Source organism: Devosia sp. SL43 (assembly GCF_021729885.1).
Lineage (GTDB): Bacteria > Pseudomonadota > Alphaproteobacteria > Rhizobiales > Devosiaceae > Devosia.
In genome coordinates, this window is the sequence record NZ_CP063401.1 from 2,825,030 (window position 1) to 2,839,493 (window position 14,464).

Here is a 14,464-nt window from a genome sequence, read left to right on the forward strand (position 1 = left end):
GCCCCATATGTCTGCCCCAGGAGAAAACCTTCGCATCAATGGTGATCGGCTCTGGGACAGTCTCATGGACATGGCCAAGATCGGTCCCGGCATCGCTGGCGGTAACAACCGTCAGACTCTGACCGACGAAGACGGCGAAGGCCGCCACCTGTTCAAGCGCTGGTGCGACGAGGCCGGGCTCACCATGGGCGTCGACCAGATGGGCACGATGTTCATGACCCGTCCGGGCACAGATCCGGACGCCCTGCCGGTTTATGTCGGCAGCCATCTCGATACCCAGCCCACCGGCGGCAAGTATGACGGCGTACTCGGGGTATTGGCGGGGCTCGAAGTCATCAGGTCGATGAACGACCTCGGCATCAAGACCAAACACCCCATCGTCGTCACCAACTGGGCCAACGAAGAGGGCGCCCGCTTCGCCCCGGCCATGCTGGCCTCCGGCGTCTTTGCCGGTGTTCACACTCAGGATTATGCCTATAGCCGCAAGGATCAGGCGGGCCTGACCTATGGCGACGAACTGGCCCGCATCGGCTGGCGCGGCGAAGAGACGGTCGGCGCCCGCAAGATGCATGCCTATTTCGAGTATCATATCGAGCAGGGCCCCATCCTCGAAGCCGAGAACAAGCAGATCGGCGTCGTCACCCACGGCCAGGGCCTGTGGTGGCTCGAATTCACCCTCACCGGCCGCGAAGCCCATACCGGCTCCACCCCGATGCTCATGCGGGTGAATGCTGGCCTCGCCATGGCGCGGATCCTGGAAATGGTGCAGGCCGTCGCCATGGATCACCAACCCGGCGCCGTCGGTGGCGTCGGCCAGATGAAGTTTGCGCCCAATTCTCGCAACGTGCTTCCTGGCACAGTGGTTTTCACCGTGGACATTCGCTCGCCGGAGCTGGCCAAGCTCAACTCCATGCGCAGCCAGATCGAAGCCAAGGCTCAGGCCATCTGCGCCGAGCTCGGTGTCGGCTATGCTATGGAAGCCGTCGGCCATTTCGACCCCGTGACCTTCGATCCAACCCTGGTCTCGCGCGTCCGCGCCGCCGCCGAAAAACTCGGCTACAGCCACATGGACATCATCTCGGGCGCCGGCCACGACGCCTGCTGGACCAACAAGGTCGCGCCATCGACCATGGTCATGTGCCCGTGTGTCGGCGGGTTGAGCCACAACGAGGCGGAAGACATCTCCAAGGAATGGGCAGCGGCCGGTGCCGATGTGCTGTTCCATGCGGTGGTTGAGACCGCCGAAATCGCGAACTGAGGATCAGAGCATGGCCAGCAAAGTCATCAAGAACGGCACCGTCGTTACCGCCGATCTCACCTACAAGGCCGACGTCAAGATCGAAGGCGAGACCATCGTCGAAATCGGGCCGAACCTCTCCGGCGACGAGGTTCTCGACGCCTCGGGCTGCTACATCATGCCCGGCGGCATCGACCCGCATACCCATCTCGAAATGCCTTTCATGGGCACTTACTCGGCCGATGATTTCGAATCCGGCACTCGCGCCGGCCTCTCGGGCGGCACCACCATGGTGGTCGATTTCTGTCTGCCCAGCCCCAACCAGTCGCTGCTCGAAGCGCTCAAGATGTGGGACAACAAGACCGGCAAGGCGTCTGCCGACTATAGCTTCCACATGGCCATCACCTGGTGGGGCGAGCAGGTGTTCAATGAAATGGCCGATGTCGTCGATCGCGGCATTACCAGCTTCAAGCATTTCATGGCCTATAAGGGCGCGCTGATGGTCAATGACGACGAGATGTTCTCGTCGTTCTCCCGTTGCGCCGACCTCGGCGCCCTGCCGCTCGTGCACGCCGAAAATGGCGACGTGGTCGCCGCGATGACAGCCAAGCTGCTCGCCGAAGGCAATAACGGCCCCGAGGCCCATGCCTATTCCCGCCCCCCCGAAGTCGAGGGCGAGGCGACCAATCGCGCCATCATGATCGCCGACATGGCCGGCGTGCCGCTCTATGTGGTGCATGTTAGCTCCGAACAGGCGCATGAAGCGATCCGCCGAGCCCGCCAGAAGGGCATGCGCGTCTATGGCGAGCCGCTGGTGCAGCATCTGACGCTGGACGAAAGCGAATATTTCAACCCCGACTGGGACCATGCCGCCCGCCGCGTCATGTCCCCGCCCTTCCGCAACAAGCTGCACCAGGATTCGCTTTGGGCGGGCCTCCAGTCCGGCTCACTGAGCTGCGTCGCCACCGACCATTGCGCCTTCACCACGGCGCAGAAGCGCAACGGCATCGGCAATTTCTCCAAGATCCCCAATGGGACCGGCGGGCTTGAGGATCGCCTACCGGTGCTGTGGACCGCCGGCGTCAATACCGGCCGCCTGACCATGAACGAATTCGTGGCCGTCACCTCGACCAACATCGCCAAGATTCTAGGGCTCTATCCCAAGAAGGGCGCGGTTCTCGTCGGCGCCGATGCTGACCTCGTGGTGTGGGACCCCAAGCGGTCCAAGACGATCAAGGCGGCAAACCAGCAATCATCCATCGACTACAACGTCTTCGAGGGCTTCGAAGTCACCGGCCTGCCGCGCTTCGTGTTGAGCCGCGGCAAAGTGTCGATCGTCGAGAACGAGATCAAGGCCGAGCCCGGCCACGGCAAGTTCGTCGGCCGCGAGGCCAAGAACCCGGTCAACCGGGCGCTGAGCCAGTGGAAAGAAATCGTCGCCCCGCGCAAGGTAGAGCGCACGGGCATTCCGGCGACGGGGGTTTGATGGCGCCGGTTGTTTCCGCCCAAAATCTTGGGCTTACCTTCAAGACCAATGACGGCGACGTCGTCGCTCTCAGCGATGTGAACCTCAGCATCGAGAAGGGCGAATTCGTCTCCTTCATCGGCCCATCCGGCTGCGGCAAGACGACATTCTTGCGCACCATCGCCGATCTGGAACAGCCGACCTCCGGCACGCTCACCATCAACGGCCAGACGGCGGAAAATGCGCGCAAGGATCGCTCCTATGGCTACGTCTTCCAGGCGCCGGCGCTCTATCCGTGGCGCACCATCGAGAAGAACATCGCCCTGCCGCTCGAGATCATGGGCTATTCGCAGAGCCAGCAGGCCGAGCGCATCAAGCGCACCATGGACCTGGTGAACCTGTCGGGCTTCGAGAAGAAATACCCCTGGCAACTGTCCGGCGGCATGCAGCAGCGCGCCTCCATCGCTCGCGCGCTGGCTTTCGATGCTGACCTGCTGCTGATGGACGAGCCCTTCGGCGCCTTGGACGAAATCGTCCGCGATCACCTCAATTCCGAACTGCTCAAGCTGTGGGAGCGCACGCAGAAGACCATCTGCTTCGTGACCCACTCCATCCCCGAGGCGGTGTATCTGTCGACCAAGATCGTGGTCATGTCGCCGCGGCCGGGTCGGGTGACGGATGTGATCGAGAGCAATCTCCCCAAGGAGCGCCCGCTCGATATCCGCGAGACGCCCGAATTCCTCGCCATCGCCGCGCGCGTGCGCGACGGACTACGGGCTGGCCATTCCTATGAGGAGACGGTGTGATGACCCGCACGGGTCCCATCATCGTGGTCCTCATCGCCATCGTCGCGATCTGGTACGCCGCCGCCATCGGCATGAATGCGCAGTGGCAGAATGACGTCTATCGCCGTGGCGATATCACAAATGTCCCGGCCAGCCAGTTCATTGTCGATACCTGGAACCAGGAAAAGCCGGTCCTCCCCACCGCCCACCAGGTGTTCGGCGAACTCTGGAATTCCACGGCCCTGGTCGCCCCCAACAAACCGCGCAGCCTGGTCTTCCATGCTTGGGTCACCTTCTCGGCCACTGCGCTGGGATTCCTTATGGGTTCCGTGCTCGGCATCGGGCTGGCAGTGCTGATCGTCCATAACGAGGCGATGAACCGCTCGCTGATGCCGTGGATCGTTGCCAGCCAGACCATTCCCATCCTGGCGCTGGCGCCGCTGATCGTGGTGATCGGTTTCAATATCTTTACCGGCACCATGGGCATCCCGACCGATCCGGCGCGGCTGATGTCCAAGGCCATCATCTCGGCCTATCTGAGCTTCTTCCCGGTCGCGGTCGGCATGGTCAAAGGCCTGCGCTCGCCCGAGGCGATCCAGCTCGACCTGATGCATACCTACAACGCCAGCGCCGGCCAGACCTTCTGGAAGCTGCGCTGGCCTGCCGCCATGCCGTTCCTCTTCGCCTCGCTCAAGGTCGGTGTCGCGGCGAGCCTAGTCGGCGCCATTGTCGGCGAATTGCCGACCGGCGCCGTGGCGGGTCTCGGTGCACGATTGCTGGCCGGTTCCTATTACAGCCAGACGGTGCAGATCTGGGCGGCCCTGTTCGCGGCTTCGATCCTTGCGGCGCTGCTGGTCATCGCCGTCGGCGTGGTCGAAAGGCTCGTCAACCGATCCATGGGGGCACGCCCCGCATGAGCCAGCTGCAATTCTTTCTTGCCCTCGTTGCCGGTGGACTTTCCGCTGCCGCCCTTGCGCTGGGCGTCGTCACGCCGGTCGAACAGGGCCTCTTGCTCAAGGCCTTCCTGGCGCTGGGCTTCCTGTCGCTCATCCGCTTCTTTGTACCGACGGGCCTCTGGCTCGATGGTGTCATCGCGGTTTTTGGCGCGGTGGCGCTGCTGTTGACGCTTGACGTCTTCACCCCGACACCGACCTTTTACTGGATGGCGCTGATTGCTGCCTGGCTCTTTGCCTGGCTCTTCGTCGAGCGCCTCAGCAAGACGCTGGCGCCGGGCCTTGGCGACAATGCCGGTCTCGGTCTGATCATTCCCGTCGCTTTCGGCCTGACGATCCTCGTTGCCTGGGAAGTCATCACCCGCGCCGGCAATGTGCCGCAGGTCATCCTGCCGCCGCCGTCGATGATCGGCGCCCGCATCGCTGCCAGCGTCCCGACGCTGCTCGCCGATTTCCAGCAGACCTTCCTCAAGGCCGTGCTGATTGGCTACGCGCTCGGCTGTGGCCTCGGCTTTGTGGTGGCCATCCTCATCGACCGCTCGCCCTTCCTCAAATCAGGCCTGCTGCCGCTCGGCAATTTCGTCTCGGCTTTGCCTATCGTCGGCGTCGCGCCCATCATGGTCATGTGGTTCGGCTTCGACTGGCCCAGTAAGGCAGCCGTCGTCGTCATCATGACCTTCTTCCCCATGCTGGTGAATACCGTGGCCGGCCTCAATGCCTCGTCCGCCATCGAGCGCGACCTGATGCGCACCTATGCCGCCGGCTATTGGCAAACCCTTATGAAGTTACGGCTTCCCGCTGCGGGCCCCTTCATATTCAACGCCCTCAAGATCAACTCGACTTTGGCCTTGATCGGCGCAATCGTAGCGGAATTCTTCGGGACGCCCATTGTGGGAATGGGTTTCCGGATTTCTACCGAAGTCGGCCGGATGAATGTCGACATGGTATGGGCCGAAATCGCGGTGGCGGCTGTCGCGGGCTCGGTCTTCTACGGGGTGATCGTTCTGATCGAACGGGGGGTCACCTTCTGGCATCCGTCTGTGCGTGGTGCATAGGCGATGCCGAATACAGGGAAAACGGCAATGAAGAAACTTCTGATCGGCGCCCTTGCAGGCGCAATGACGATGGCGGCAGTGGGCGGGGTCTGGGCCCAGGATACCGTAACGCTGCAGCTCAAGTGGGTCACCCAGGCTCAGTTCGCTGGCTACTACGTGGCCCAGGCAAAGGGCTTCTACGAAGAAGAAGGCCTCACCGTCGAAATCAAGCCGGGCGGTCCCGATATCGCGCCTGAGCAGGTGATTGCCGGCGGCGGCGCTGATGTCATCACCACCTGGATGGCCGCTGGTCTTGCCGCCCGCGAGCGCGGCGTGCCGCTGGTCAATATCGCCCAGCCGTTCAAGTCCTCAGGTCTGCTGCTGACCTGCCTCAAGGAAGCCGGCGTCGAAACCACTGCCGATTTCCCGGGCAAGACGCTGGGCGTCTGGTTCTTCGGCAACGAATATCCCTTCTACGCCTGGATGGCCAAGCTGGGCCTATCGACAGAGGGCGGCGCCGAGGGCGTCGAAGTGCTGAAGCAGGCCTTCAACGTCGATCCGCTGATCCAGAAGCAGGCCGCCTGCATCTCCACCATGACCTATAACGAATATGGTCAGGTGCTGAAGGCCGGCATCACGCCCGAAGAGCTGACGGTGTTCAACTATCGCGACGAAGGCGTCGGCATGCTCGAGGACGGCCTCTATGTGTTGGAAGAAAACCTGGCCGATCCGGCCTTTGTCGAGAAGATGACCAAGTTCGTCCGCGCCTCGATGAAGGGCTGGGCCTATGCCCGCGACAATGCCGAGGAAGCCGCCCAGATCGTTCTGGACAATGACTCGACCGGCGCGATGACCCTCGAAGACCAGCTCTACCAGATGACCGAGGTCAACAAGCTGACCGAAGGCTCGACCGGTGCGCTCGATGCTGCTGATTACCAGCAGACCGTCGATACGCTGCTCTCGGCCGTCTCGCCCGACAATCCGGCGATCACCAAGGCTCCGGAAGGCGCCTTCTCGACCGTGATCACCGACGGGCTCTAAGGCTAGGCAAATCTGAATGACGAGGCGGGGAGCGATCCCCGCCTTTTTCATTGCGGTAGCGGAGAGATCATCAGCTCGCTGAGCAGCATGCCCAGTTCACGCGTGTCGTCGTTGACGCCCATCGCCAAGGGCGAGATGCGGTCTGGAAAATCGAACTGTAACGTCACGCCCGTTGGGTCCAGGGCCGCCACGTCCCGGCTGACCGGGATAGCCGCGAAACCCTGCGTCGTCGGGTTGAACACCAGATCATCCAGCCGCTCGCCATTCACACGCACTTCGACGCGCTGCTCGCGGTGGTCCGTGCCGATATAGCCCTGCGCCACCAGCCCGATCAGCAGGCCTGTTTCAGGCACCGCGAAGGCAAACCGCAATCGCGCGCGATCGCCCACGCTCCAGCTGCCGGCCGAGAACGGCGCGATCCAGCCGCATTGCCGGTGGCGCACCGTGGCGCGGCCAACTGGATCGTCGCGAAACGATAGCGGCTGGCCCAACTGGTAGCGCCCGCTCACCGCCCGTGGCCAGCAATCAGAACTGCCGGTCACATAGTAGTCGCGGTAGTTGGCGCTGACCTGCGGGCTCAGCAACAGGCTTGCGGCCCAGAGTTCAAATCCGGCCAAGACGATAGTGCCGGCCCAAAGCAGTCGGTTCATGCCGCCCTCACATCAGGTAGTAGCTGGCCGCGATCCATTGCGGCAGCAGAGCAATGTCGGCAGCGATGAAGGCGAAGGCGGCGACCACGGTGAGCCAGCGCCATTTAGCCAGCAGGGTCATGGCCAGCATCATCAGCGGTGCGAGGCCGACCACAAAGCGCGTCATCGAGAAGATCTCGGTCATCAATGGCGTCAGCAGCGTCAGGGTGCAGAACAGCGCCATGGCCCATTGCCGCCGCCGCGCCAGCTCGGCGCACAGCCCGAAGCCCACCAACGCCATGATGGCCCAGGCCTGATTATAGCCGATCCACTGCCCAGGTCCGGGCGGTCGGGTGAGGCCGCCCCAGAGATAGCCCAGCGGATTGCCCAGCGCGCGTCCCCAGGAGCGCTGGATGTGCGAGAAGGCCAGCGCATCGCCCACGTGGTGATGCAGGAACACCATGAAGGCAAAGAGCCCCAGCGGTGCCAGCATGATGCCGAAAGCCACGTCGCCACGGCGCAACAGCCGGCCTGCGATCTGCCACCAGCTCCCGCCGCCCTTGCGCGCGTCGAGCAGCGCCTGCAGCCCGATCGCCAGCGACAAGAACACCCCACTCACCCGGGTCGCCGACAGCAGCGCGCCCGCCAACCCAGCGCCGACATACTCGCCGCGGCGCAGCGCCAGAAAGCCCAGCAAGGTCAGCGCCATGAACAGGCTCTCGGTGTAGAGCGTCGAGAAATGGAACGAGAAGGGTCCGATGAAGAGGAAAATGCAGAACAGCCCATAGGCGCGCGGCGCCGCGACCAGCCAGGGATAGGCGAACAGCGCGGTCGCCAGGGTCGCCAGCGTTGAGATCGCGAAGCCGGCAGCGAGCACATCACCACCGAGCAGCGGCGCCAGGCCCGCCACCAGCAGCGGCAGCAATGGAAAGAAGGCCCAGTTGGCGCCGTCACCCTTGTCGTGCCGTGCGGCCGTCAGGTCATAGCCACCGCGCACGATGCTCTCGTACCAGTCACAATCGAGCACGCAGATGGCGCGCAGATACTGTCCGAACCCAGCGCCGTTCTGCGTCGCCTCATAGAGCCCATAGCGCAGCAGCGTGCCGGCAGCCCAGGCCAGCACCGGAGGCAGCAGGATCGCCACCAGCTGAAAGCGTGTCGGCGTGGCCATGGCCAAAGTCATTGCGGATATCCCCGTTCAGGCTTTCAGCCTGGCAGGGTTTCGGCATGGCGCCATCGAACGAGTGTCCGAGAGGTCTGCCGCAATCTGCCCATAATTTGCGCAGGTGCCCGGAACGATTTCGTTCACGCACGGTTGAAGGCACACACGCGTCAACCAAGAAGGCATCACTCAAATGAACTCGATCATCTACATCGTCGGCCTCATCGTTATCGTCATGGCCATCCTGTCCTTCATCGGCCTTGCCTGATCCCTTTCGGCAAAAGCAACAACACTTCAGGAGCCGACACCATGACCATTGATGCGCCCGCAGGCGTCGTCGTTACCAACTCAGCCGCCGCCAACCGCGACCAGTCGTCTTATGTCGATTGGCCCGCGATCATTGCCGGCATCCTCCTGGCCTCGGCCATCAGCCTGGTGCTGATCAGCTTCGGCTCCGCCGTGGGCCTCAATTTCCTCAATTTCGGCTATGGCGACGGCCCCAATCCGATCTTCGTCGGCATTGCCGCCGCAACCTGGTTCCTCTGGGTCCAGATCTCTAGCTTCATGGCTGGTGGCTACCTGACCGGTCGCCTGCGTCGCCGCTATTTCGACGCCACTGAAGACGAGAGCGACCTGCGCGATGGTGCGCACGGTCTGCTCGTCTGGGCCGGCGCTGCCGTCCTCGGCACCATTATCGCCGTTGGTGGTATTGGCGCAGCCGCCAATGCCGTTGGCTCCGCCGCGGCAACTGCGACCACTGCCGCCTCCAACGTTGCCGAAGGTGCGGCCGATGCGGTCGACCCGAACGCCTACTTCATCGATACGCTGTTCCGCTCGAACCAGCCCGTCGATGCCGAGGCCGCTCGCGGCGAAGCGGGCCGCATCTTCGCCCAGGCCGCCCTGGGTGACGGCACGGTCTCGGAAGCCGACACGGCCTATCTGGCCAATGTCGTGGCCGCCAATACCGGCTTGACGCCGGAAGAGGCACAGGCTCGGGTGACCGAAGTTTCTGCCCAGGTCGAACAAGCCCGCCAGGATGCCATCGAAGCGGCGCGCATCGCCCGCAACACGGCCATCATCGGTGCCTTCCTGCTTGCAGCCTCGCTGCTGGTCTCGGCCATCGGCGCCTTCTGGGCCGCTCAAAAGGGCGGCAATCATCGCGACGAGAACACGGTCTTCGCCGGCATGTTCAAGCGCTTCTAACAGTCAGAAAAGGACAACATCATGTTTCGTGGAATTGGACTCTGGCTGCTCGGCGTGCCGATCTGGCTGATCATCATCATCGTGCTCTTCCTGCGCTAGGAAGAACCAAGGCGGGGAGCAATCCCCGCCTTTTCTTTGACTAATTGAACACCCGCCGGCACTTGAACTGGCCGAACTCCACCCAGCCGGTCGCCAGCACGTCGCCCTTGAAGCTGGCCCAGCATTCATCGAGCGATACCGGTGCGCCCGCGCCGGTCAGCAGCACGGCATTGCCGTGGCGGACCGAGGTCGCTTGGCTCGCGTCGAGCCGGATTTCCGGCAAGTCCGAAAACCCCGCCCAGACGGGCTTGAGCAGGGCATCGCGCTCGTCCTGCCCCAAGGCTTCAAGCTGGTCGATGGTCAGTGCATCCGCGTCGTGGAACGGTCCCACGGCGGCACGATGCAGCAGGCTAACATGCCCGCGCGTGCCTAGCGCCTCGGCGATGTCGCGGGCCAGCGAGCGGACATAGGTGCCCTTGCCGCAGGTGACTTCGAGGATGGACTGCTCAGTGCCATGTTCGACCAGTTCGATCGCATCGACGTCGATTTCTCGCGGTTGCAATTCGACGGTCTCGCCCGCCCGTGCCAGGTCATAAGCGCGCTCGCCATCGATCTTGAGCGCCGAATAGATTGGCGGCCGCTGCAGGATAGTGCCGGTGAACTGCGGCAGCACTGCCTCGAGCGCTGCCCTTTCCGGCCGAACATCGGAGGTCGCGACAACCGTGCCCTCAGCATCGTCGGTCGTGGTGGCGCTGCCCCATTTGATGGCGAAGCGATAGACCTTGGTGCCGTCCTGCACCTGCGGAACGGCCTTGGTCGCCTCGCCCAGCGCGATGGGGAGTATACCCGTGGCCAGCGGGTCGAGCGTACCGGCATGGCCGGCCTTGGCGGCGCCGAACAGCCAGCGCACCTTGCCCACCGCCTGGGTCGAGGTCATGTCATAGGGCTTGTCGAGCACCACCCAGCCCGAAATGGCGCGCTTGACGCGTTTGGGCGCGCTCAAGGTTCGGTGCCGTCCTCGTCTTCGTCGAGATCGCGCTGCACGTTTTCCGAACGCAGCAGGCTGTCGATGCGGCTGGCCTCCTCGAACGTGTCGTCGACATAGAAGCGCACTTCGGGTGCAAATTTCATGTTGATCTGCGGCGCCACGCGGCCGCGGATATATTTGGTGTGGCGGTTCAGCGCCGCCACGATTTCCTCGGCATGCAGCCCGCCCAGCGGCATGATGTAGGCATTGGCGATCTTGAGATCGGGCGTCATCCGCACTTCGGGCACGGTGATGACGGCGCCGCGTAAAGCGTCGTCTTCCACATCGCCCCGTGCAAACATGGCAGCCAGGGCGTGGCGCACGAGTTCGCCGACGCGCAGCATGCGCTGGCTGGGGCCAGCTGGTTCGTTGTCTTTGCTCATGGCAGCGAGTTATTCCCTCGCCGCGCCTACGTCAATCCGCCAGGACCAGCGCCGCTTCATCCTGCAATTGCTTGGCGCGGGCTTCGACCACGTCCGTCGCCACCGGCCAGGTTTCCGGCTTGGACGGATCGAACGCATCGCCGCGCCATTCCTGATAGACGATCGCGACACCCTTGGCCGACTTGCGGAAGCTCATGACCATGACTTCCCCTTCGCCGCGATAGGCCGTCAGCCGGTCGAGATAGGCGCCGCAGACAAAGCCCAGCGGGGCCAGGGTCTCGCCGTCATCCTCACCAAACTGGAAGAAGCCGGTCAGTTCGGGCTTGCAGGTCTGGCTGTAGCCGAACATGACGGCGCTACGGTAATCGGTCAGCGGCCGGGAGGCTTCGAGCGTGATGCGGGCACCATAGAGCGTCTTCCACAGCGCCTCGCTTTCCCCCTTGGGGTAGATTTCGAGCAGCGCCTGCGCGTCGTCGGCGCGGAACGTTGCATCGAACAGCGGGATGACATTGCCCGATAGCCGATCGGCCGAGCTCAGCCAGTCGGGCAGTGGCAGGGAGAATGTGTGCCCCAGGGAATCCAGCACCAGCGCGCTGCCCTCTTCGGTCAGCGGCAGCTCGCTCGATATCGGCTGCGCCAAAGCCGGCCCAGCAAACGCGGAGGCGGCCAACAGAACACCCAACAGGCGCATAAAGCCACGGGACAAAGCCATTGCGGGGGTCTCCTCACCCAATGCAGTCGAACCAATCCGGATCGCTTCCCCCAAAAGCATCCGTGCCGACGATTAGGGTGCAAGCGCCCCGGCTGGCAAGACCCGCCGGCATCGATTGCACCGAAGGCCTGCATTGTGGGTGTTTGGCGCAACACTGGCGCTAGGCGCGCAGGGTGCGCGCTCGGCCATGGGCGCTATCGGGCAGCACGCGATGCGGCGGCTGGTGCCCATCCATGAAGGCCCGGATATTGACGATGACCGTTTCGCCCATCTCGATGCGCGCTTCGAGCGTGGCTGACGCCATATGCGCGGTCAGCACCACCTTGTTGGCCTCGGCCAGCGCCAGCAGCCGCGAATCGATGCCGTTTCTGTTCTCGAATACGTCGAGTGCGGCGCCGCTCAGGTGACCGGATTCGATCTCGTCGACCAAAGCCGTCTCGTCGATCAGTTCAGGTCGCGAAACATTGACCACGAAACTGCCCGGCTTCATCCGCTTGAGCCGTTCGGCCGACAGCAGGTGGAAGGTTTCGCGCGTATGTGGCGTGTGCAGCGACACGATATCGACGGCCTCCAGCATGGGGTCGAGTTCGGGCCAATAAGTCGCACCCAAAGGATCCTCGACGCCGGGCGGCCGGCGATTGCGCGAGAAATAGTGGATATTGAGCCCGAAAGCCCTAGCTCGCTGCGCCACCGCCGTACCGATACGGCCCATGCCAACAATGCCCAGCGACTTGCCGCGCAGCCGGTGGCCCAGCATCGAGGTCGGCGACCAGCCGGCCCAGACGCCGTCGCGCACCAGCATCTGCGTGCCTTCCACCAGCCGACGCGGCAGCGCCAGCATCAGCACCATTGCCATGTCGGCGGTATCTTCGGTCAGCACCGACGGCGTATTGGTGACGGTAAGTCCGGCCGCCCAGGCCGCCTCGATGTCGATATTGTCAAAGCCATTGCCGAACTGGGCGATCAGCCGCACGCTCTTGGGCAGGCGGGCGATCAAGTCGGCATCGATCCGGTCGGTGATCGAACTCACCAGCACCTCTTTGCCCTCAAGCCCGGCAATGATGTCGTCGCCATCGAGCATCACGTCGCCCTCGTTGACGTCGGTCTCGAACAGCGTGGCCATGCGCGCCTCGATGGTCTCGGGCAGGCGCCGCGTCACGAGAATCTTGGGTTTTTGGCTGGCCATCAGTTCCGGGAGCATGGGGCGCTCCTTGTGGAAAAACCCACAATTCAGTGCCCATTAAGGATCATGGGTTAGTGATAAGGCAATTCCATTTGTTCTGCAAAGTCATGTTTGACGAGACCCTGCGCCGTCTTTCCGGCAGCCTATTTCGAGCTCTTTCCGCTCGCTTCGCCTGGATGCTGCTCGCCTTTGGCCTGCTGCTTGCGCCCGCCTTTGCCCAGGCCGCCAACCCGAGCGGACTGCCGTTGCCGCGTTTTGCTACCACGCGTTCTGAGCCCATTAACGTGCGCGTCGGACCGGGCACCAAATACGAGGTCGCCTGGACCTATCTCAAATCCGGCATCCCCGTCGAAATCGTCCAGGAATTCGATACCTGGCGCAAAATTCGCGATGTCGACGGCACCGAGGGCTGGGTCCACCAGAACCTGCTATCGGGTACACGTGCCGGCTATGCCGCGCCGCTGGTGGCCAATGGTGAACTGGCGCTGCGGTCCAACCAATCCGACGAGGCCGGCATCCGCGCGCGCCTCGGCGCCGGTTTCAAGGTCATCATCAAGCAATGCGACGGCACCTGGTGCGAAGTCACCGCCATCGGCCAGGACGCCAACCAACGCTCGACCAGCTATTCGGGCTATCTCCACCAGGAAGAACTCTGGGGCGTCTATCCGGACGAGGTGTTCGACTAACGGTAGCACACCCTCGTGGTTCGAGGGTCGCAAGGGCTCCCGCCTCACCATGAGGGTAACTGGAACACCGCATCAAAAGTAGTCCTCATGGTGAGGTGCGCGTTCTTCAGCGCCTCGAACCACGAGGACGTGCACCTAGCTCAGTTCAGCCAGCGCATTGGCGGTCTGTCGGGCAATGCGCACCGCATTGTCCTGCTTGGGGCAGGTGGCGCAGAGCCGGTCTGGGTCGATCAGGTAATCCAGGCAACAGCCCTTGCGCTTGACGATCAGCGCCTCGCGTCCATCCGGGGCGAACACCGACTCCAGATCGCCCTGGCCGGTGAGGCCCAGCGCGCCGAGCCAGCGGTTTGAGTAACTGCGGATCGTGTCCGCCGGCAGGTCGCGCCGCTTCTGGCTCAGCCACACCATCAGGGTCAGCATACGGTCGGCATGCAGCCGCCGCGCCGGGAGTGGTTTGAGCTTGCTCAGGGCATTGACCTCACCCAGCATCACCGCCGCCATGGCACCGAGCTGCCCGCCAACATCGTCGATCATCGCCTCCACCGAGCCACTGGTCTGCGGCCCCGGCACCAGCCGATAGCCATCGACATAGATGCCCCGGCGCTGCTGGCTGATGCCGGCAAGAGCGGGCACCGCGCCGTGGATATGCACGGCGATCACAGCCAGATAGGCCGGCTGCCACAGCAGGTTGGTCCATAGCCGTACTGCATAAAAGGCCTCCCCGGCCTCCGGATAGGTGACCCGCAGCGCGTCCCGCAACCCACCCAGCACGGCGTCATTATCGGCGCCCGGCTGGTACCAGCCCACCCGTGCCGTTCCCGGTTCACCCTTCATGAAGCCCGTCGCGGCGGCCGCTGTCGCGATCAGCCGTGTCGTGGCGACATCGGCATCGTCAGTCGGGAAAAGGAAGGAGCGGGCCATGACG

15 protein-coding genes are annotated in these 14,464 nt (G+C 63.5%); 8 read left to right on the plus strand and 7 right to left on the minus strand.

Annotated elements, in window-relative coordinates:
- Positions 1-7 precede the first annotated feature (7 nt).
- The 6 genes from IM737_RS13915 to IM737_RS13940 all read left to right on the plus strand — a co-directional run bounded on the left by IM737_RS13915 (position 8) and on the right by IM737_RS13940 (position 6,515).
- Positions 8-1,258, plus strand: coding sequence for a Zn-dependent hydrolase (locus IM737_RS13915; protein ID WP_236894597.1), 1,251 nt, complete (start codon positions 8-10; stop codon positions 1,256-1,258).
- Between the two features lie 10 nt (positions 1,259-1,268).
- Positions 1,269-2,723, plus strand: coding sequence for a dihydropyrimidinase (gene hydA / locus IM737_RS13920; protein ID WP_236894599.1), 1,455 nt, complete (start codon positions 1,269-1,271; stop codon positions 2,721-2,723).
- Positions 2,723-3,508 (plus strand): ABC transporter ATP-binding protein, encoded by a 786-nt coding sequence (locus tag IM737_RS13925; protein WP_236894601.1) that lies wholly within the window; start codon positions 2,723-2,725, stop codon positions 3,506-3,508. Before hydA ends, IM737_RS13925 begins: the two co-directional genes overlap by 1 nt.
- Positions 3,508-4,404 (plus strand): ABC transporter permease, encoded by an 897-nt coding sequence (locus tag IM737_RS13930; protein ID WP_236894603.1) that lies wholly within the window; start codon positions 3,508-3,510, stop codon positions 4,402-4,404. Before IM737_RS13925 ends, IM737_RS13930 begins: the two co-directional genes overlap by 1 nt.
- A gap of 245 nt (positions 4,405-4,649) precedes the next feature.
- Entirely contained in the window at positions 4,650-5,495 is an 846-nt protein-coding gene (locus tag IM737_RS13935; protein WP_236899928.1) for an ABC transporter permease, read from the plus strand.
- Positions 5,496-5,522: 27 nt separating this feature from the next.
- On the plus strand, positions 5,523-6,515 hold the full coding sequence (locus tag IM737_RS13940) for an ABC transporter substrate-binding protein (protein WP_236894606.1): 993 nt from the start codon (positions 5,523-5,525) through the stop codon (positions 6,513-6,515).
- Positions 6,516-6,562: 47 nt separating this feature from the next.
- Here the strand turns inward: IM737_RS13940 and IM737_RS13945 are convergent, their stop codons facing one another.
- Positions 6,563-7,165 carry a hypothetical protein gene (locus IM737_RS13945; protein WP_236894608.1) on the minus strand — a complete coding sequence of 201 codons (603 nt, stop codon included), beginning with the start codon at positions 7,163-7,165 and terminating at the stop codon, positions 6,563-6,565.
- 7 nt (positions 7,166-7,172) lie between these two features.
- A complete protein-coding gene (locus tag IM737_RS13950; protein ID WP_236894610.1) occupies positions 7,173-8,327 on the minus strand; it encodes a hypothetical protein in 1,155 nt (384 codons plus the stop codon).
- Positions 8,328-8,615: 288 nt separating this feature from the next.
- Between IM737_RS13950 and IM737_RS13955 the strand changes: the two genes are divergently transcribed.
- On the plus strand, positions 8,616-9,509 hold the full coding sequence (locus IM737_RS13955; protein WP_236894613.1) for a hypothetical protein: 894 nt from the start codon (positions 8,616-8,618) through the stop codon (positions 9,507-9,509).
- 139 nt (positions 9,510-9,648) lie between these two features.
- Here IM737_RS13955 and truB read toward each other — a convergent pair whose 3' ends face one another.
- The 4 genes from truB to IM737_RS13975 all read right to left on the minus strand — a co-directional run bounded on the left by truB (position 9,649) and on the right by IM737_RS13975 (position 12,871).
- Complete coding sequence (gene truB, locus IM737_RS13960; RefSeq protein ID WP_236894614.1) at positions 9,649-10,551, minus strand: tRNA pseudouridine(55) synthase TruB; 903 nt, start codon at positions 10,549-10,551, stop codon at positions 9,649-9,651.
- Positions 10,548-10,958, minus strand: a complete 411-nt coding sequence (gene rbfA / locus IM737_RS13965; protein ID WP_236894617.1) for a 30S ribosome-binding factor RbfA — start codon at positions 10,956-10,958, stop codon at positions 10,548-10,550. The genes truB and rbfA overlap by 4 nt, the downstream gene beginning before the upstream one ends.
- 31 nt (positions 10,959-10,989) lie before the next feature.
- Positions 10,990-11,670, minus strand: a complete 681-nt coding sequence (locus IM737_RS13970) for a hypothetical protein (RefSeq protein ID WP_236894619.1) — start codon at positions 11,668-11,670, stop codon at positions 10,990-10,992.
- Positions 11,671-11,830: 160 nt separating this feature from the next.
- Positions 11,831-12,871: a 2-hydroxyacid dehydrogenase gene (locus IM737_RS13975; RefSeq protein ID WP_236894621.1), complete on the minus strand. Its 1,041-nt coding sequence runs from the start codon at positions 12,869-12,871 to the stop codon at positions 11,831-11,833.
- Positions 12,872-12,960: 89 nt separating this feature from the next.
- On the opposite strand from IM737_RS13975, the gene IM737_RS13980 reads away from it, so the two are divergent.
- A complete protein-coding gene (locus IM737_RS13980; protein WP_236894623.1) occupies positions 12,961-13,539 on the plus strand; it encodes an SH3 domain-containing protein in 579 nt (192 codons plus the stop codon).
- A gap of 135 nt (positions 13,540-13,674) precedes the next feature.
- Here IM737_RS13980 and IM737_RS13985 read toward each other — a convergent pair whose 3' ends face one another.
- The gene (locus IM737_RS13985) at positions 13,675-14,460 is read right to left on the minus strand and encodes a siderophore ferric iron reductase (protein WP_236894625.1); all 786 of its coding nucleotides are present in this window, start codon (positions 14,458-14,460) and stop codon (positions 13,675-13,677) included.
- Between the last annotated feature and the right edge of the window lie 4 nt (positions 14,461-14,464).

Bases quoted from the DNA above. Each gene is read 5' to 3' on its own strand.
- IM737_RS13955 (WP_236894613.1), top strand. From the start codon at position 8,616: ATGACCATTGATGCGCCCGCAGGCGTCGTCGTTACCAACTCAGCCGCC.
- IM737_RS13930 (WP_236894603.1), top strand. From the start codon at position 3,508: ATGACCCGCACGGGTCCCATCATCGTGGTCCTCATCGCCATCGTCGCG.
- IM737_RS13935 (WP_236899928.1), top strand. From the start codon at position 4,650: ATGGCGCTGATTGCTGCCTGGCTCTTTGCCTGGCTCTTCGTCGAGCGC.
- hydA (WP_236894599.1), top strand. From the start codon at position 1,269: ATGGCCAGCAAAGTCATCAAGAACGGCACCGTCGTTACCGCCGATCTC.
- rbfA (WP_236894617.1), bottom strand. From the start codon at position 10,958: ATGAGCAAAGACAACGAACCAGCTGGCCCCAGCCAGCGCATGCTGCGC.
- IM737_RS13970 (WP_236894619.1), bottom strand. From the start codon at position 11,670: ATGGCTTTGTCCCGTGGCTTTATGCGCCTGTTGGGTGTTCTGTTGGCC.
- IM737_RS13985 (WP_236894625.1), bottom strand. From the start codon at position 14,460: ATGGCCCGCTCCTTCCTTTTCCCGACTGACGATGCCGATGTCGCCACG.
- IM737_RS13975 (WP_236894621.1), bottom strand. From the start codon at position 12,871: ATGCTCCCGGAACTGATGGCCAGCCAAAAACCCAAGATTCTCGTGACG.
- IM737_RS13925 (WP_236894601.1), top strand. From the start codon at position 2,723: ATGGCGCCGGTTGTTTCCGCCCAAAATCTTGGGCTTACCTTCAAGACC.
- IM737_RS13980 (WP_236894623.1), top strand. From the start codon at position 12,961: ATGTTTGACGAGACCCTGCGCCGTCTTTCCGGCAGCCTATTTCGAGCT.
- IM737_RS13940 (WP_236894606.1), top strand. From the start codon at position 5,523: ATGAAGAAACTTCTGATCGGCGCCCTTGCAGGCGCAATGACGATGGCG.
- IM737_RS13950 (WP_236894610.1), bottom strand. From the start codon at position 8,327: ATGACTTTGGCCATGGCCACGCCGACACGCTTTCAGCTGGTGGCGATC.
- IM737_RS13945 (WP_236894608.1), bottom strand. From the start codon at position 7,165: ATGAACCGACTGCTTTGGGCCGGCACTATCGTCTTGGCCGGATTTGAA.
- IM737_RS13915 (WP_236894597.1), top strand. From the start codon at position 8: ATGTCTGCCCCAGGAGAAAACCTTCGCATCAATGGTGATCGGCTCTGG.